Origin of the sequence: Binatus sp. (SeqCode) (assembly GCF_049584895.1) — a bacterium.
Classification (GTDB): domain Bacteria; phylum Desulfobacterota; class Binatia; order Binatales; family Binataceae; genus Binatus.
On sequence record NZ_JBAUYR010000146.1, the window covers coordinates 1 to 15,660 of the forward strand.

Here is a 15,660-nt window from a genome sequence, read left to right on the forward strand (position 1 = left end):
CATTCGAGGCGCGCCACCGCTCTACCGCCTCGCTGCTGCCGCTACGGTGCCGCGCGCACCATAGCTTCGGGATCGAAGAAGGAGCGGTCCACCGCGCCCATATTGATATACCAGCATTCCTTTTCAGGAGTGTTGCGACTTGGCAGGTAGCACATCGCGGCCATTCCGGTTTGCGTATCGGTGGCGGCAGCGCCTACCACGAACGAGCGCTTGAACGGATAGATCGCGACGCGCGCATCAGGCACCGGTCGATCACGATAGGTCAGCCAATAAATGTGGTTCTGCCAGAGTTGACCCTGTTGATCGTATGCGTCTTCGTAAAGCGGAAACCATACTTCGCTGTCGATGTAGAGCACGGTCCGCGATTGCAGTGCCTGGGAATTGTTCGTATGACGCCTGGGGGTGGCTTCCACGATATACATCTGGCGCGTTTCCCAATTCTCCGGACAGGCGCTGCCTCCGCCGTCGGTCCCGCAGGTTACTTCGGGCGAATGGACCGCGTGAACCACGCCGAGCATGCTCTTCGAACCCAGGAAGCGATAGTTGTACTCCTCGACCTTGGCGTTGAAGCCGGAATAGTGGTCCGGATCGAACACCACAATATTCCCGCCACCCTCACTCGGCGTTCCCGACCCGGTAACCGCGTCGCTCATGATGCCTTCGTCGAGACGGCGCAGTCTCCGCGAGCCGGTATTCCATGACCATATGTCATCGGACTTTTTCGGATCGGCATAGCGGTAGCGCAGAAATCCGGCGCCGCGCATACCTTCCGGTGCCATGATTGGGTAGAGTCCAAAGAGCCAGTAACGCCCGGTCTTCTTGAAGTCTTGATCGATCGGCATAGGGTCGACCTCAGTCCGTCCAATCTCGTTGTAGCCGGCGTAGTGACCTACGTCGATCTCATCGAGCACCCGGTAGGGTTCGTTGCGCCCGGTCCGCACATTTTCACAGGCGAAGTAACGCAGATCGTAGTCATCGGTCTGAAGCGGCCGAAACACGTTGTTCCATATGATCTCGGTCGCAACTTTAGGATCGTTGGGATCGAGAAATGGGAACGGTTGGCCGGCCACGTAGTTCTCAACCGTGCGTCCATCCGGCGACAGGCGGACCTGCGCAGAATACTTCTCGGTTGCGTCCTTGTAGGGCGGAGGCCAATCGACGCGATCGGAGGGCACGATTTTCATCGACATGCCCTGTTCGACTTTGTAGTAGACCCCTGGGGCGACCAGGTCCTTGACCTTGTAAGCATTGTCCGGAGTGATAACGTCACCGGGCTTAACTTGCGCAAGTGCCGGCACAGCCACCATAAGACTCATAAGCAAGGCAGCTAGAGCGCCCATACATTTCTTACTATTGACAGCTTCAATGGAGTGCATAACCTTTGTCCTTTCGCCGCCAAGAACGCGGCGAGACTTTCATCCTGGAATTTATTCGACCGTCTTCTGGTACCTCGACCGCGCGATGCTCAGCGCCTCAGGCGCGGTGAAGACGTGAATTTTTCTGTTCGGGGCGGAGCTAGTTATCGTCGTCGCCGGAGCGCGGTGGAATGCGGCGATGAAACTGATGATCGAAGGACCACTGACTGCCTGCTTCGACCTCGCGGAGAAAAAGCGGTCCTGACTGACGATCTTTCGGTTCTTTCGCGTCGAACCATGATGACGCTAGCGAGAGGCCACCATCCGCGACCGGCCCGCTGCCCACTTCTTCGACGGCGTGTCGAGCGAATCCCGGCGTGCGATTCGTAACCGCATGCACCTCGAGGGGAGTGATAGACGAGAACGCCGAGGTTGTCTGCGCAATGGTCAGCAGGCAGACCGAGCAAATGAGCAACAGCCTCGCGAGCAGCAGGTACGGAACTAATCGCATCTCGCCGAAAACTCCTGAGATGCCGTATCGATTCAACTAATTTAATTCAATCGCCAGCTTGAAATTGAGTCAATCCCAGCGTCCTGGCTTATTCTCCCATTGAGAGGAGACAGCAATGTGCTACTTGCTTTTACCCTAATTCACAGTCGTATTTGCGGAGACTCTAATTATCGCCGTGCGGAATCAAAGTTTGCACCATACCTTTGACAGCTTGCTTGATGATGCCCGCTTCCTCAGGGTCGCCTCGCAGCACGGTTTCGGTAAAATTCTTAGCCTGCTCCAAGCTGACGTGCGGAGGGAGAGTCGGAGTATCAGGGTCTGAAATCGCTTCCAGCACTACGGGGCGATCGCTGGACAACGCACGATCCCACGCATCACCAAGCTCGTCTGCTTTCTCCACGCGGATACCGCGCAACCCTATAGAGTCGGCGAACGCAGCGTAAGGGAAATCGGGCAATTCCTGACTGGCCGTGAATCGAATGTCCCCCATCATTATGCGCTGTTCCCATGTTACCTGGTTAAGATCGCGATTATTCAGCACCAGGGTAATCCAACGAGGATCGGACCATTCTTTCCAGTATTTCGCGACGGTGATACAGGCGTTGAGCCCGTTCATCTGCATAGCACCGTCGCCGGTAACTGCAATGCAAATGCGGTGCGGGTAACAGAATTTGGCGCCCACCGCATAAGGTACCGCCGCCCCCATCGAGGCGAGGTTTCCGCTGCCGCTGGCCATCATCCCGCGACGAATCTTAAGGTCGCGCGCGTACCAATTCGCAGTTGTACCGCTATCGGCCGAGATAATACAGCCTTCAGGTAGCTTCGGGCTCAATTCCCAGAATACACGCTCCGGGTTAAGCAGACCTTTGTTGCCATCCGTATGAGCACGAGCTTCCACCACCTTCCACCAGTCCTTGACGTCGTCGATTATCGCCTTCTGCCACGTCCGATCGCTCTTGCGCGTGATCATAGGTATCAGCGCTGAGAGGGTCTGCCGCGCGTCGCCTTTGAGATTTATACTCATAGGATAGCGCAGGCTCAGCAGACGTCCGTCGATATCGATCTGCACGCCTTTCGCCTGCCCTGCTGGCGGATAGAATTCACTGTATGGGAAGCTGCTGCCTACGACGAGCAGCGTGTCACAGCCTTGCATAAGGTCCCAGCTCGCCTTACTTCCCAGCAAACCTATGTGCCCCGTACAGAATGGAATATCGTCGGCAACTGCGGCCTTACCGAGCCAGCTCTTGGCCACGCCCGCGCCGAGAAGCTCGGCAATTTGCAATACCTCGTCTTGCGCACTCAATGCGCCCGCGCCGACTAGCATCGCAACCTTCTTACCCTCATTCAAAATTTTAGCAGCGGCCGACAGATCCGACTGATGCGGAACCATATATGGGACCGGGCAGCCCACGCCGGTCAGTGCATGATCGTGTTTTTGGGGAGGTTCCGGGACTGCTTCTTCTTCCTGAATATCCTTTGGAAGGATCACACAAGTTACGCACTTTTGATCTGCAGCGATGCGGAAAGCGCGGTCAACGCAATGGCGCACTGCCGCTGGGCTCGAGACAGTTACGCAATATTCACTGGCCACGTCCTTGAACAGAGATTGCAAGTCCACCTCTTGCTGATATTGGCTTCCCAGTGCGGTGGTAGCCGACTGGCCAACGATGGCAACGACAGGCTGGTGATCCATTTTTGCGTCGTATAGGCCATTAAGCAGGTGAATAGCACCCGGACCGCTGGTCGCCATGCAGACGCCGACGGTGCCTGTGAACTTCGCGTGCGCTGACGCCATGAACGCAGCGAGTTCCTCGTGTCTCGCCTGGACGAATCGCGGCTTATTGTCGTTCTTGCGCTGGCCCGCCAGGATGCCGTTAATGCCGTCGCCCGGGTAGGCATAGATGCGTTCAACGCCCCATTCCTGGAGACGCTGCATGATGTATTGACCAACAGTGATTGCCATGTCTCATACCTTTGCTTCTCGAAGAGGGATATAGGATCGAGTGCGCCTCACGAGAAAAATCCCTTGTGAGAGTTATTTCTGTTGCGAAGAAGTAACGCCGACAAACCCATCCCTACCACCAACAAACCGCTGACGAGCTTGGATCGGTTCTTAGTTGCCCATAACTGAAAACTGAAACGATGCGAAAGGTCATCGAATGGCCCGTGCGATCCATGATCGCCTGGCAGAGGTTCCCAGAAATTGTCCTGCTTCTCCGGATCGGCGGGCTCTGGCAGCATCGCGCCTTTCCATGCCGCATCCGCGAGATAGTGGTCCAGCAGACCGGGGATCACTTTCTCGCCGAGGGTCGCCTCGACGGTGGTATATCCGACCATGATCTCGCGCCGATCATGCTCGGCAGCGAAGAGAATCGCCTCAGCCGCGACTTCGGGTTGAAAAATCGCTCCGGTAGGACGCGCCTTGTGCGGCATTTTGTTTTTCGTCCACACGAATTGCGTCGTATTCAATGCCGGCATGTTCACTAGTGATAAGCCGACATTGCTCTTCTCATGAAGTAACTCTGTGCGAAGCGATTCGGTAAAGCCCTGAATCGCATGCTTGCTGGCACAGTAGGCGCTCTGCAACGGAATCGATCGAAACGCCAGGGCCGAACCTACCTGGATGATTTTGCCGCGATCGTGCGGGAGCATGTGTTGCAACGCGCACCGGGTGCCGTGCACGGTCCCGAGAAAAGTCACATTGACGATGTGCTGAAACTCCTCAGGCGACATCTTCATGAAAGGGCTGTACATCGACACCATTGCGTTGTTGATCCAAAGGTCGATAGGCCCGAACTCGCGTTCCGCGGCGTCAGCGGCGGCTTGCACCTGCTCGAAATTGCTCACATCGGTCGGTACTGCAATCGCGCGTCCGCCGCGCGATTCGACGTCGTGCTTCGCGCCTTCCAGACCGTCACGTCCTCGTGCTAACAGCACAACTTTCGCTCCGCGCTCGCCTAGCATTCGGACGGTTGCGCGGCCGACTCCGCCGGATGCGCCGGTTACCACGCACACCGTGTCCGATCCAACTCGCATTATCTTTTCTCCTTCCAGCTCAGATCGCTGCGCGACGTTTCTTTGCCAGCCAACCGGTCCCAATTGCGGCAATACAAACGAGACTCAGGCCGATCGCAGCCCGCGTCATCGACTTCCTAACGACGCGTTTCCTATTATTCACCATCCGCGTCTCAGGACGTCCGACCGAAAATTCACGATTTCCACGAATAGCCATCTGCAGCACCTGCGCAGTATGCATGGCCACGCGATCGGTCTCCTGCTCGATCTGCTCCTGGCAACTGAATCCGTCTGCGATAATTAGTTCGTTGTCGGCCGCCTTTCGGACCTCGGGAAGCAGCATTCGCTCCCCCGCGGCAACCGAAAGCTCGTAGTGCCCGTGCTCTTTTTCATAGCCAAACCCGCCAGCCATTCCACAACATCCAGTTTTTGGATGTGCGTGCTCAAGGCCGATTTTGTCGAAAATCTCTTTTTCGGCAAAAAGCTGCCCGATCTCCTTATCGTTAAGCGTATCGAGAGCCTTCTGATGGCAATGCCCTTGGACGAGCGCTCTTCGGTGCAGTTCGGGAACGGAAAATTGCGGAGCCTTCGAACGAAGAAAATCGCTGAGTGTGAACGTTAAATCCTTGAGCGCCTGGGCTTCCGGGTTATTAGGGAAAAGATTGACGAGTTCGTCGTGAAATGCCGACCAGCAACTTGGCTCAAGCACGACCATCGGGATGGCTGCCCGGTAATAAGGCCGTAGCTTATTTAACATGTCGATCCACCACCGTTCGGCCATATCTAAAAAGCCATAGTCGTACAGCGGACGCCCGCAGCAGACATCTGCGCGCGGGACGTTGACACGAAAACCGGCGGCCTCCAGCACCTCGGTCGCGGCGATTGCCACGTCCGGATGAAAGAAATTGTTGAAAGTGTCGGCGAAGAGCACTACCGGCGGGCCATCCGGATTTTGAGGCTGGTGCGATCTAAACCACTGCTTAAAGGACTGTGGCGCGAACGTTGGTATCTTTCTCTTCTGGTTTACACCGGCAAAGAACTTGGCGACGGAGCTCAATCCGGGGGTTTGCGTAAACAAATTCGCCATCGAGGGCGCGAATGAGGCCAAGCTTGCCCAGATGTGAATCCATCCGAACGCATAGGCATTTCGCGGTCTTACCCGGCCCTTATAGTAATGACTAAGGAATTCCGCTTTGTAGGTCGCCATGTCGACGTTCACGGGGCAGTCGCCCTTGCAGCCCTTACACGACAGGCAGAGATCCAGCGCGTCCTTGACTTCGTCACTCCTCCACCCGTCGTCAATGATCTCGCCCGTCATCATTTCGAAGAGCATGCGCGCACGGCCCCGGGTAGAATTCTTTTCTTCCCGCGTGACCATGTACGAAGGACACATCGTACCCCCCTCATCGCGGCGACAAGCTCCTACGCCGACGCATCGCAGCGCGGCACGCGCGAAACTATGCTTATCGGTAGAATACGAAAAATGTGTCTTAGGCTTTGGCGGATGGTAGTCCGGTCCAATTCGCAGGTTATCCGTGATGCTATAAGCAGGTCTTTCGAGATCGATTACCTTGCCGGTGTTCATTCGGTTGGTCGGATCCCATATTCGTTTGAACTCGGTGAAGGCAGCCATTAGATCGGGCCCAAACATTTGTGGCAGAAACTGCCCGCGCGCTTGCCCATCACCATGTTCACCGGAAGCAACGCCGCCTAATTTAACGACCAACTCGACGGCGTCGTTCATGAACCTCTTGTATTTCTCGATGCCGGGAGTCGTATACAGGTCAAACTGCACACGGCAATGGACACAACCCTGACCTATGTGACCGTACATCGACGGCTTGTAGTTGTACTTATCGAACAGCGCACGCAGCTTTCGAAGATACTCGGGCACTACCTCAACCGGCACTGCCGAGTCTTCCCATCCGGGAAAGGTGTCAGGTTGGTCGGGGATCCATGCGGTGCTGCCGAGTGCTCCCTCTCGTACTTTCCAGATCATCTCCTCATGCTTGGGATCATCGTAGAGTTTCATATCGACCGGCGCTCGATGACCCAAACCTTTCACGTGATCCATCATCGACCGTGCTTGCTCGTCGCTGTCCTGCTTTGAATCGCCGCCAAATTCCACCAGCAAAAACGCTGGTCCCTGCGGCAAGAGTGCAAGGCTGGCGTTTTCGTCACCTTTCTTTTTCACGTATTCAAAGAGCAGTTCGTCGATACCTTCGCAAGCGATCGGATTAAATTTCAGGACCTGCAGCGCGCATTCAGCGGCGACGAACATATCTTTGAATCCGAGCATCACTACGCTGCGCGCCTTAGGCGAGGGAACGAGATGCAATGTTGCCTCGAGGATTGTGACCAGGGTCGATTCCGATCCCACCAACGCACGCGCGACGTTGAAACCGTTTTCTGGTAGCAGGTCGTCAAGGTTGTAGCCTGAAACCCGCCGCTCGAGTTTCGGAAATTTCTCGCGGATAGAATCGCCGTAGCGATCCACCAGCGATTTCAGAGCGGAATAAATTTCGGCCCGACGGCCGCCGCTTCGAATGATCTCGCTCAATTCATCCGGCGAAGTAGGTCCGACGCGTAACCGCGTACCATCATAGAGCAAAACCTCCAGCGAGTGGGTATTGTCGCTCATACGCACACCCAGCCCGTGCTTCTTGCTCAGGAGAGAATGGCTGCCGCAGGAGTTGTTGCCGAGCATGCCACCGATCGTGCAATGGTTGTGAGTCGCGGGATCGGGACCGAAAAAAAGCCCGGCTTGATGCCTGGCAGTCTCACGAAAATGATCCAGAACGCAGCCGGGCTGCACATGGCCCAGTCTGTTCTCGGCGTCGATACGCAAGACCTGGTGCATGAATTTTGAGAAGTCGATGATCACGGCGACGTTACAGCACTGTCCCGCCAGACTTGTTCCGCATCCACGCGACAAAATGGGCGCGCCATATTGACGCGCGAGACCCACGGTTGTCTCGACGTCCTGCAGGTGGCGCGGGATTACAACGCCGATTGGCGCCTGGCGGTAATTCGATCCGTCAGTCGCATAAAGGGCACGCGTGCCTTTATCAAATCGTACTTCACCGTCGACCGATTTCTCGAGCGCAGTGCGAAGCGATTCAGCCACATTGGCGGGCACCGCTGTCCTTGAATCATCTTTGTGTTGCCGTGCGAAGCGTGGGGCTTCGTTCCGACGTTGAGCTACAATCGAGGTGTCGATTTGCGGGGCTTGATTTTCCATAGAGCCCGAACTGATGAACATCTAGGAGTCCGAGTGTGAGATGCAGAACCAAATTAAGGAGAGCAAGAGTCGGGCCGGTATTACGCGAATGACAAGCTAAGATCCTAGTTCGAGTTCGCGACCTTGGAGGTACTTCCGCTAGACGAATTATTTACCGAATTCCCAAAGTTACAGAGTTCAGTAATTTCTACAGAACTGTTCAAGACCCTGTCGCCCGTAGCGTTCCATTGAACTTCTCTCAGGACAAGGTTTTCATTCGCTTCGCGATCGTGGCACGTCGGGTGCTTATACCCTATGCTCGTCCGGTTCCCGCGGCAGTAGCGGCATAACCAACTTCCACAAAAGGAAGGCAACTAGTTGAGTCTTCCTATCGAAGATTACGCGCTTATCGGCAACCGTCATACTGCTGCATTGGTCGGTCGCAATGGTTCTATCGATTGGCTATGCGTACCTCGTTTCGATTCACCAGCCTGCTTTGCGGCCCTACTCGGTAGCGATGAGAACGGTCGATGGCTTATCGCGCCGCAATCCCACGCCAAGACTGCGCACCGCAAGTACCGCGGCGATACCCTGGTGCTTGAAACGACCTTCGAAACCGAACATGGGATTGTCGCGTTGATTGATTTCATGCCGCTCAACGAAACGTCCGGCCGCGTGGACTTAATCCGGATAGTAGAAGGTCGCGAGGGCTCGGTACCGATGCGGATGGAACTGGCGTTGCGCTTCGATTACGGCCAAACCGTTCCACAGTTAACGCATCAAAGCGGCACTTTGCGCGCGATCGCGGGACCCGACGCAGTCTTGCTTCAGTCTCCTATTGCGCTGCGCAGCGACGGCCTTAAGACGCAAGCTGATTTTGTGATTTCGAAAGGCGAAACCGCTTCTTTCACTTTTGTTCGAAATGATTCAGATCTTTCTCTACCGCAGGCTGGTGACCCTCTAGGCCTCCTCCATCAAACTGAAGAATGCTGGACAGATTGGGCATCTCATTGTGTATATAATGGTCCCTATCGCAACGAAGTGCTCAGATCTCTCCTTACCCTCAAAGCTCTCACTTTTCGTCCCACCGGAGCCATTATTGCGGCACCGACTACGTCGCTGCCCGAACGAACAGGCGGGTCGCTAAATTGGGACTACCGCTATTGCTGGCTGCGCGACGCGACTTTTACGCTATGCGCGCTTCTCGAATGTGGCTACAGCGAAGATGTTGTCGCCTGGCGTGAATGGCTCATGCGCGCAGTCGCTGGACACTCACACAAACCTCAGACCGTTTATGGTCTTGCTGGTGAGCGCCGCTTAACCGAGTTTGAACTTTCGCATTTACCAGGATATGCGGGCAGCAAGCCGGTCCGGATCGGCAACGCCGCTTACAAGCAGCTTCAACTCGACGTCTATGGCGAAATCCTCAGCGCTCTTTATATAGCTGATCGCTATCATCTCAAGATCGAGCATGACGTCTGGCTCAAGCATTGCGAGTTTTTGTCCTTTCTCGAGGAGGCCTGGGAAAAACCCGATGATGGAATCTGGGAGACGCGGAGCGGGCCGCGTCATTTTACCGAGTCCAAAGTCGCGGCCTGGGTCGCTTTCGACCGTGCGGTAAAGCTTGTCGAAGCCGAACATCTGCCAGGGCCGCTGAAAAAGTGGCGTGAAATTCGTGACAAGATTCATGCTGACGTCTGCGCGCACGGCTACAACAGCAGGCGGCACAGCTTCGTGCAGTCATACGGCAGCAACGAGCTCGACGCCGCTTTGCTGCTGCTGCCGCTAAGGGGATTTCTTCCATTTGACGATCGGCGGATCGTGGGCACCGTCGAGGCGATTCAGCGCGAGCTTATGGAAGGCGGATTGCTGAAGCGCTTTCGCCGTACGGCTGAGAGCGGCGAAGAAGGAGCATTTTTGCCTTGTACCTTTTGGCTGGTCGACTGCCTGGTTGCGATGGGCCGAAGGGCGGAAGCACTAAAGATTTTTGAACGGTTGCTGGGCTTATGCAACGACATCGGCCTGCTGTCAGAAGAATACGACTGCCGCGAACAGCGTCAGATGGGAAACTTCCCCCAGGCCCTCACACATATTGCGTTAATTAATAGTGCTTTGAACCTGTCACCTGGACATACCCCGCTGAAGGTCGGCCGCGCCGAGTAACAATTCCAAAACCGTGTTCACGATGAAGAAACACAATGAAATCAACGGCACGCTATCCGGAAATAAAGATCCAGCGCCTTAGAGCTAGTGCCTATCGAATACCCACGGACTTTCCCGAGTCGGATGGCACCATCGAGTGGAAGGCCACAACCTTAGTATTGGTAGAAGCAACCGCTGCGGATCACATCGGTATCGGCTATACCTATGCCGATGGTGCTACCGCAAAGCTGATCAACGATATGCTCGCAGAGGTAGTCACAGGTCACGATGCGATGGCGACTTCAGCGAACTGGTTGGCAATGATTCGAGCGATTCGCAATCTGGGTCGTCCGGGAATCGCATCGATGGCTATAGCAGCGGTAGACAGTGCTATGTGGGATCTTAAGGCTCGCATCCTGGGCTTACCACTGGTCACCCTGCTTGGAGCCGCTCGTGGCAGCGTAGCCGTATATGGAAGCGGCGGCTTCACTTCTTATGACAATGAGCAATTGCGTAATCAGTTGTCAGAATGGGCACAGCAAGGAATCCCGCGGATAAAAATGAAAGTCGGCCGCGAGCCTCATAGGGATGTCGAAAGAGTCGCTGCTGCGCGCGATGCAATCGGTCCCAAAGTGGAACTGTTCGTGGACGCCAACGGCGCTTATACACGCAAACAAGCGCTGGCGCTGGCCGACAGATTTCAGGAACTCGGAGTATCCTGGTTCGAGGAGCCGGTTTCCTCTGATGATCTCGAGGGACTGCACTTCTTGCGCGATCGCGTTCCCGGAGGGATGGAGATAGCCGCTGGGGAATACGGTTATGACTTGCCGTACTTCGAGCGGATGTTGGCGTCCGAATCAGTCGACGTCTTACAGGCTGACGCGACACGCTGCGCGGGTATCACCGGCTTTATTCAGGTGGCTGCTTTGTGTGAGACACGTTCGATGCCACTCTCGGCGCATTGCGGGCCATCGTTGCACGCGCATCCATGTTGCGCCGCGCGACCTGTTCGTCACATCGAATATTTTCACGATCATGTGCGCATCGAACATATGCTGTTCGACGGAGTTTTGACTCCATGCGAAGGCCTCCTGAAACCCGATTTGTCGCGTCCCGGCATGGGACTAGAATTTAAACAGTCTGACGCCAAAAAGTATGAGATCTAATTGGCAATATTTTAAGCCGCGTGATGACGGCGTTTGGTCGACGAATAGGGCGCTTGCCCGCCGCACTTTCCATCCGCATCGGAGAACTGACTCTGCCGCCACATAGCAGAGTCTGGCGAGGGTCTTCTGGGGAACGTTTCGATACGCGGTCGCCGTTGGATAGCAGGTCTCCCAGCAGACGCTCACGAAGCCTACCAACTCTCGCAACTCTTCGGCAGCTGGCTCCGGCAGGATGCGCACGGCGGCCTGCGCAAAGTGCCCGGCGGTTCGAAAGCGACGAGGGAACCCCGTTGGGTCCAGGGTTCCCCCTGGTTTTGGGTTGGCGCGCACTAGAGCGTGAGTTTGGCCAGTGAAAAGACGATCCAAACGACTGTCATTACACCGAAGACCAAGCCCGGCAGCTCATCGAGCGCGCAGTAACGAGCGATCCGCAAACCTTCGGAAGCTTCAGTCTGATTGACTGTTGCCGTGGTACTGATCGCCGTCGTGTCGTTGAACATGGAAGCCATAGCGGGTTCCTCCTCGAGAGCAGTGTCTCGTAACCTCAAGGCGTCATGGCCGAGTGAACCAATCGGTAATGGCCGAGTGAACCTCGTTCAGCGGACCCGAACCGGCCACTCGAAAAAGAGAAGCATGCAGCAAACGCCCGAGATTTACTGAAGACGCAAGGGCGATCGTCAGTCGCGCGGATTTAGGCTGTCACGTTGGCCAAAGGTCGATTTACACTAGTTTGACCGAGTGGTAGCGTCGCGTGACAACGCAAGTTTCCGAGTCTGCGCGAAATTGGACCAGAATCGCGCGAACTGCACCCCCAAAATCGGTGTGGCCGAAGCGTTGGCTTTTGCCGGAGGGCGGATTTTTGGCGACGACTGAAGAAGGGTCGGGCATCCGCAGAGGGCCGCTCGAATCGCCGGGCAAGGCCGCCGGAGAAACCGGCACCTTTGCCTCGAGCGGTGAGTACTGGACTCTCGGTTACCGCGGCGCAAATTTTCCGCTCAAAGATATCAAGGGTCTTCGTTGCATCCAGCGCTTGCTCCAGCATCCGGGCGAGGAATTCCACTCGCTAAATCTTCTCAGCGAAGCCGCAACAACGGCCTCGGCAGAAGACAGCGAAAAGAGTCCAGCGCTGCCCGAAGGCACCGATCGCATCGGCGGGTTGGGCGATGCCGGTGAGATGCTGGATGCGCGGGCGAAGCAGGACTACAAGCGCAAGCTCCACGATTTGAGCGAAGAACTCGAAGACCTGCGCGAGCGTGGCAATCACCAGCGGGCGGAACAGGTTGAGTCTGAAATCGAATTCGTCAAGCGCGAGATAAGGCGTGCGGTCGGATTGGGCGGTCGCGATCGGAGGGCCGGATCGGCGGCCGAGCGTGCGCGTCTCAATGTCACTCGCGCAATCAAGGCCGCGCTGCAGAAGATCTCCGAACAACAGGCTGCGATGGGCGAGTTGCTCGAGCGATCGATCAAGACCGGATCGTTCTGCTCTTATAGTCCCGATCCGCGCCTGCATGTGACCTGGCAATTTTCTCTGGGAAGATCAGGCTCCCCGGCCGAAGCCGCGACGGTAGAGGTGCCGTTCGCGCACCACGAAACGAGCTTTCTGCGCGCATTCACCGACGGACCCATTTTAGTAGGAAGAGAGGCAGAGCGCAGTGCTCTCTCGCGCTTTCTTGAGCAAGCGTTCGACGGCGCGGGGCGGCTGGTGCTAATCGGGGGGGCCGCGGGCGTCGGCAAGACGCGAATCGGTGCAGAAATCGCCGCCGAGGCATCGCGTCGCGGCATGCGGACGTTCGTGGGCAGTTGTTACGATCGCGATGATCCGGTCCCGTTTATTCCCTTCGTTGAGATCCTCGAAGAGGCGCTGGCGCAGACGCGAGACCTGAATGCCTTTCGCGAAGCGCTTGGGAACGATGCGCCCGAGATGGCCAGGCTGCTGCCACGATTGCGACGGCTGTTTCCGGATATCCCGCGACCGCTGGAGATGCCCGCGGAGCAATCGCGCCGAATCCTGTTTGGCGCCACCTCGGATTTTTTTGCGCGCGTGGCGCGGAACACGCCGCTACTCATATTAATCGACGACCTGCACTGGGCCGACGAGGGAACCTTGTTGTTGCTGAGTCACTTGGCGCAGTTGGTTCCGCATATGCCCATCCTTATCGTCGGGACTTATCGCGACTTCGAGCTTGATCCCGGAGGCCAGCTGACCAAGACCCTGGACGAACTGATTCGCCGGCATCAGGCGGAACGCATATCCTTGGGTGGCCTTTCCAAGAGCGTAGTCGCGGAAATGCTGTACGCGCTCAGCGGGCGAACGCCACCCGACCCGGTGGTGCAGGTTTTCTATTCGTATACCGAAGGTAATCCATTTTTCATCGAGGAGCTTTTCCTGCATCTCGTTGAACGGGGAAAGCTTACTGATGCAAACGGAGAGTTTCGCAAGACTCTCAGCGTTGCCGACATCGATGTACCGCAGAGCGTGCGCCTGGTCATCGGGCGGCGACTGGGGCGGCTAAGCGACGGGACCCAGAAGATACTCGGATCGGCGGCGGTAATCGGACGCTCTTTCACATTCGAACTCCTGGAAGCATCAACCGCCGTGGAGGCGGACGCACTGCTGGATTGCATAGATGAAGCGGAGAGAGCCGGCCTGATTGCGTCGTCGCTTCAATATCCCGAGGTACGTTTCAAATTTGCCCATGAGTTGATCCGGCGCGCAGTTCTGGATGGGCAATCCGCTCCGCGACGCCAGCGACTCCATTTAAGAGTAGCGGAGACCATCGAGCATCTTTACCGCAACGCCCTTGATGACCACGTCGAAGATCTTGCGCATCATCTCTGGCGTGCCGGGGCGGCAGCCGATTCCGGCAAAACCATCCGGTATCTGCAGATGGCGGGGGAGAAGGCGGTCCAACGCTCGGCGAACGCGGAAGCGATCAATCACTTCAGAAACGCGCTGCAGCTTATCAAAACCAGAGTCGAGACGCCCGAGCGGCTGCGGCAGGAACTAACGCTGAATACGGCTCTCGGCAGCAGCCTGGTGGCCACCAAAGGATTCTCTTCGCTCGAGGTGGGGAGAGTGTTCGCGCGGGCGAGAGAGCTGAGCCAGCAGGTGGGCGAGACACCGCAATTGTTCCACGCTCTTTGGGGACTCTGGATTAACTATGCGTCGCGTTCCGAATACGCGGCTGGGTTCGAGATGGCGGAGCAATGCCTGAGATTGGCGCAGACCGCGGGAGATTCGAGTCTCTTGGTAGAAGGGCACCATGCGTTGGGCGTGAGTTGCATCACCGCGGGGGAATTTGCCCGAGGTCTCGAACACCTTGAACAGGCGGTTGCCATCTACAATCCGGTTGAGCACGACGCGCTCAGGTTTGTCTATGGACAAGATGCGGCGGTAGCGTGCCTGTTCCACGCCGGGTGGGCGCTGTGGTTTCTGGGATACCCCGATAAGGCTCTGCAGCGGAACGATGAGGGCATCGCCATGGCTCGGCGCCTGAAGCATCCAGCGACCATGGCGATGGCAGCGTCCTTCGGTTCGTTGCCGTATCAACTTTGCCGCGACGCAGTGGCAGTGCAAGAGCTGACGGCAGAAGCGCTGGCGGTTTCAACTGAGCACGATTTGGCGTTTTACCGAGGAATAGGAGCCATCCTAGGCGGTTGGGCTCTGACCCAACGGGGCCAGCGAGATGAAGGGATCGCGCGAATGCGGCTGGGCCTGGAAGCCTTTCGGGCTGCCGACGCCGTTCTTATGCTGGCCTACTTCTCGAGTGTGCTGGCCGAGGTCTACCTCGAGATCGGCCAGGCTTCCGAGGGTTTGCGCGTGCTCGATACGATTGACGGGACCCATGACCGGTATTGGGTGGCGGAGCTTCATCGCCTTAGAGGCGAACTGCTTCTCAAACAGAAGGACGGCCGCAGCGCGCAGGAGGTCGAGGCCAAGGCGGAAGGATGCTTCCGGCAAGCGCTGGTCACGGCGCGTGAGCAACAGGCCAAGTCGTTGGAACTGCGGGTTGCGATCAGCATGGGCCGCCTGTGGATCAGCGCAGGCAGATGCCCGGAAGGGCCGGCCTTGATGAGTGAAACGTTAGGCTGGTTTACCGAAGGATTCGCTACCCCGGACTTGCGCGAGGCAAGTTTGCTGCTCGCGGACTTGCAGAGGCGCGACGCCTCGCTCGGCAAGTCGGTCTGAGAAGGCAAACTCGCTCAGGTTCAGGACCGCGAGCAGTCGGTCCTAGATCTAAGGGTGGCACA

At 56.7% G+C, this 15,660-nt stretch carries 9 protein-coding genes; 3 read left to right on the forward strand and 6 right to left on the reverse strand.

From position 1 onward, the window contains the following. Positions 1–41 precede the first annotated feature (41 nt). The 5 genes from WB650_RS23915 to WB650_RS23935 all read right to left on the reverse strand — a co-directional run bounded on the left by WB650_RS23915 (position 42) and on the right by WB650_RS23935 (position 8,143). On the reverse strand, positions 42–1,340 hold the full coding sequence (locus WB650_RS23915; protein WP_423962314.1) for a DUF1329 domain-containing protein: 1,299 nt from the start codon (positions 1,338–1,340) through the stop codon (positions 42–44). A 175-nt stretch (positions 1,341–1,515) separates the two neighbouring features. Beyond that, positions 1,516–1,866, reverse strand: a complete 351-nt coding sequence (locus WB650_RS23920; protein ID WP_422301738.1) for a hypothetical protein — start codon at positions 1,864–1,866, stop codon at positions 1,516–1,518. Between the two features lie 163 nt (positions 1,867–2,029). Further along, entirely contained in the window at positions 2,030–3,829 is a 1,800-nt protein-coding gene (locus WB650_RS23925) for a thiamine pyrophosphate-requiring protein (protein ID WP_423962316.1), read from the reverse strand. Positions 3,830–3,876: 47 nt separating this feature from the next. Then, on the reverse strand, positions 3,877–4,902 hold the full coding sequence (locus tag WB650_RS23930) for an SDR family oxidoreductase (RefSeq protein ID WP_422301734.1): 1,026 nt from the start codon (positions 4,900–4,902) through the stop codon (positions 3,877–3,879). A gap of 19 nt (positions 4,903–4,921) precedes the next feature. Next, on the reverse strand, positions 4,922–8,143 hold the full coding sequence (locus WB650_RS23935) for an FAD-binding and (Fe-S)-binding domain-containing protein (RefSeq protein ID WP_423962318.1): 3,222 nt from the start codon (positions 8,141–8,143) through the stop codon (positions 4,922–4,924). 336 nt (positions 8,144–8,479) lie between these two features. Here WB650_RS23935 and WB650_RS23940 point away from each other — a divergent pair, with 336 nt between their 5' ends. Next, entirely contained in the window at positions 8,480–10,264 is a 1,785-nt protein-coding gene (locus tag WB650_RS23940) for a glycoside hydrolase family 15 protein (protein ID WP_422300684.1), read from the forward strand. 35 nt (positions 10,265–10,299) lie between these two features. Further along, the gene (locus tag WB650_RS23945) at positions 10,300–11,409 is read left to right on the forward strand and encodes an enolase C-terminal domain-like protein (protein ID WP_422300683.1); all 1,110 of its coding nucleotides are present in this window, start codon (positions 10,300–10,302) and stop codon (positions 11,407–11,409) included. Positions 11,410–11,738: 329 nt separating this feature from the next. Here WB650_RS23945 and WB650_RS23950 read toward each other — a convergent pair whose 3' ends face one another. After that, a complete protein-coding gene (locus WB650_RS23950) occupies positions 11,739–11,918 on the reverse strand; it encodes a hypothetical protein (protein WP_422300682.1) in 180 nt (59 codons plus the stop codon). Between the two features lie 350 nt (positions 11,919–12,268). On the opposite strand from WB650_RS23950, the gene WB650_RS23955 reads away from it, so the two are divergent. Continuing rightward, positions 12,269–15,598, forward strand: a complete 3,330-nt coding sequence (locus tag WB650_RS23955; protein WP_422300681.1) for an AAA family ATPase — start codon at positions 12,269–12,271, stop codon at positions 15,596–15,598. Positions 15,599–15,660: the final 62 nt, after the last annotated feature.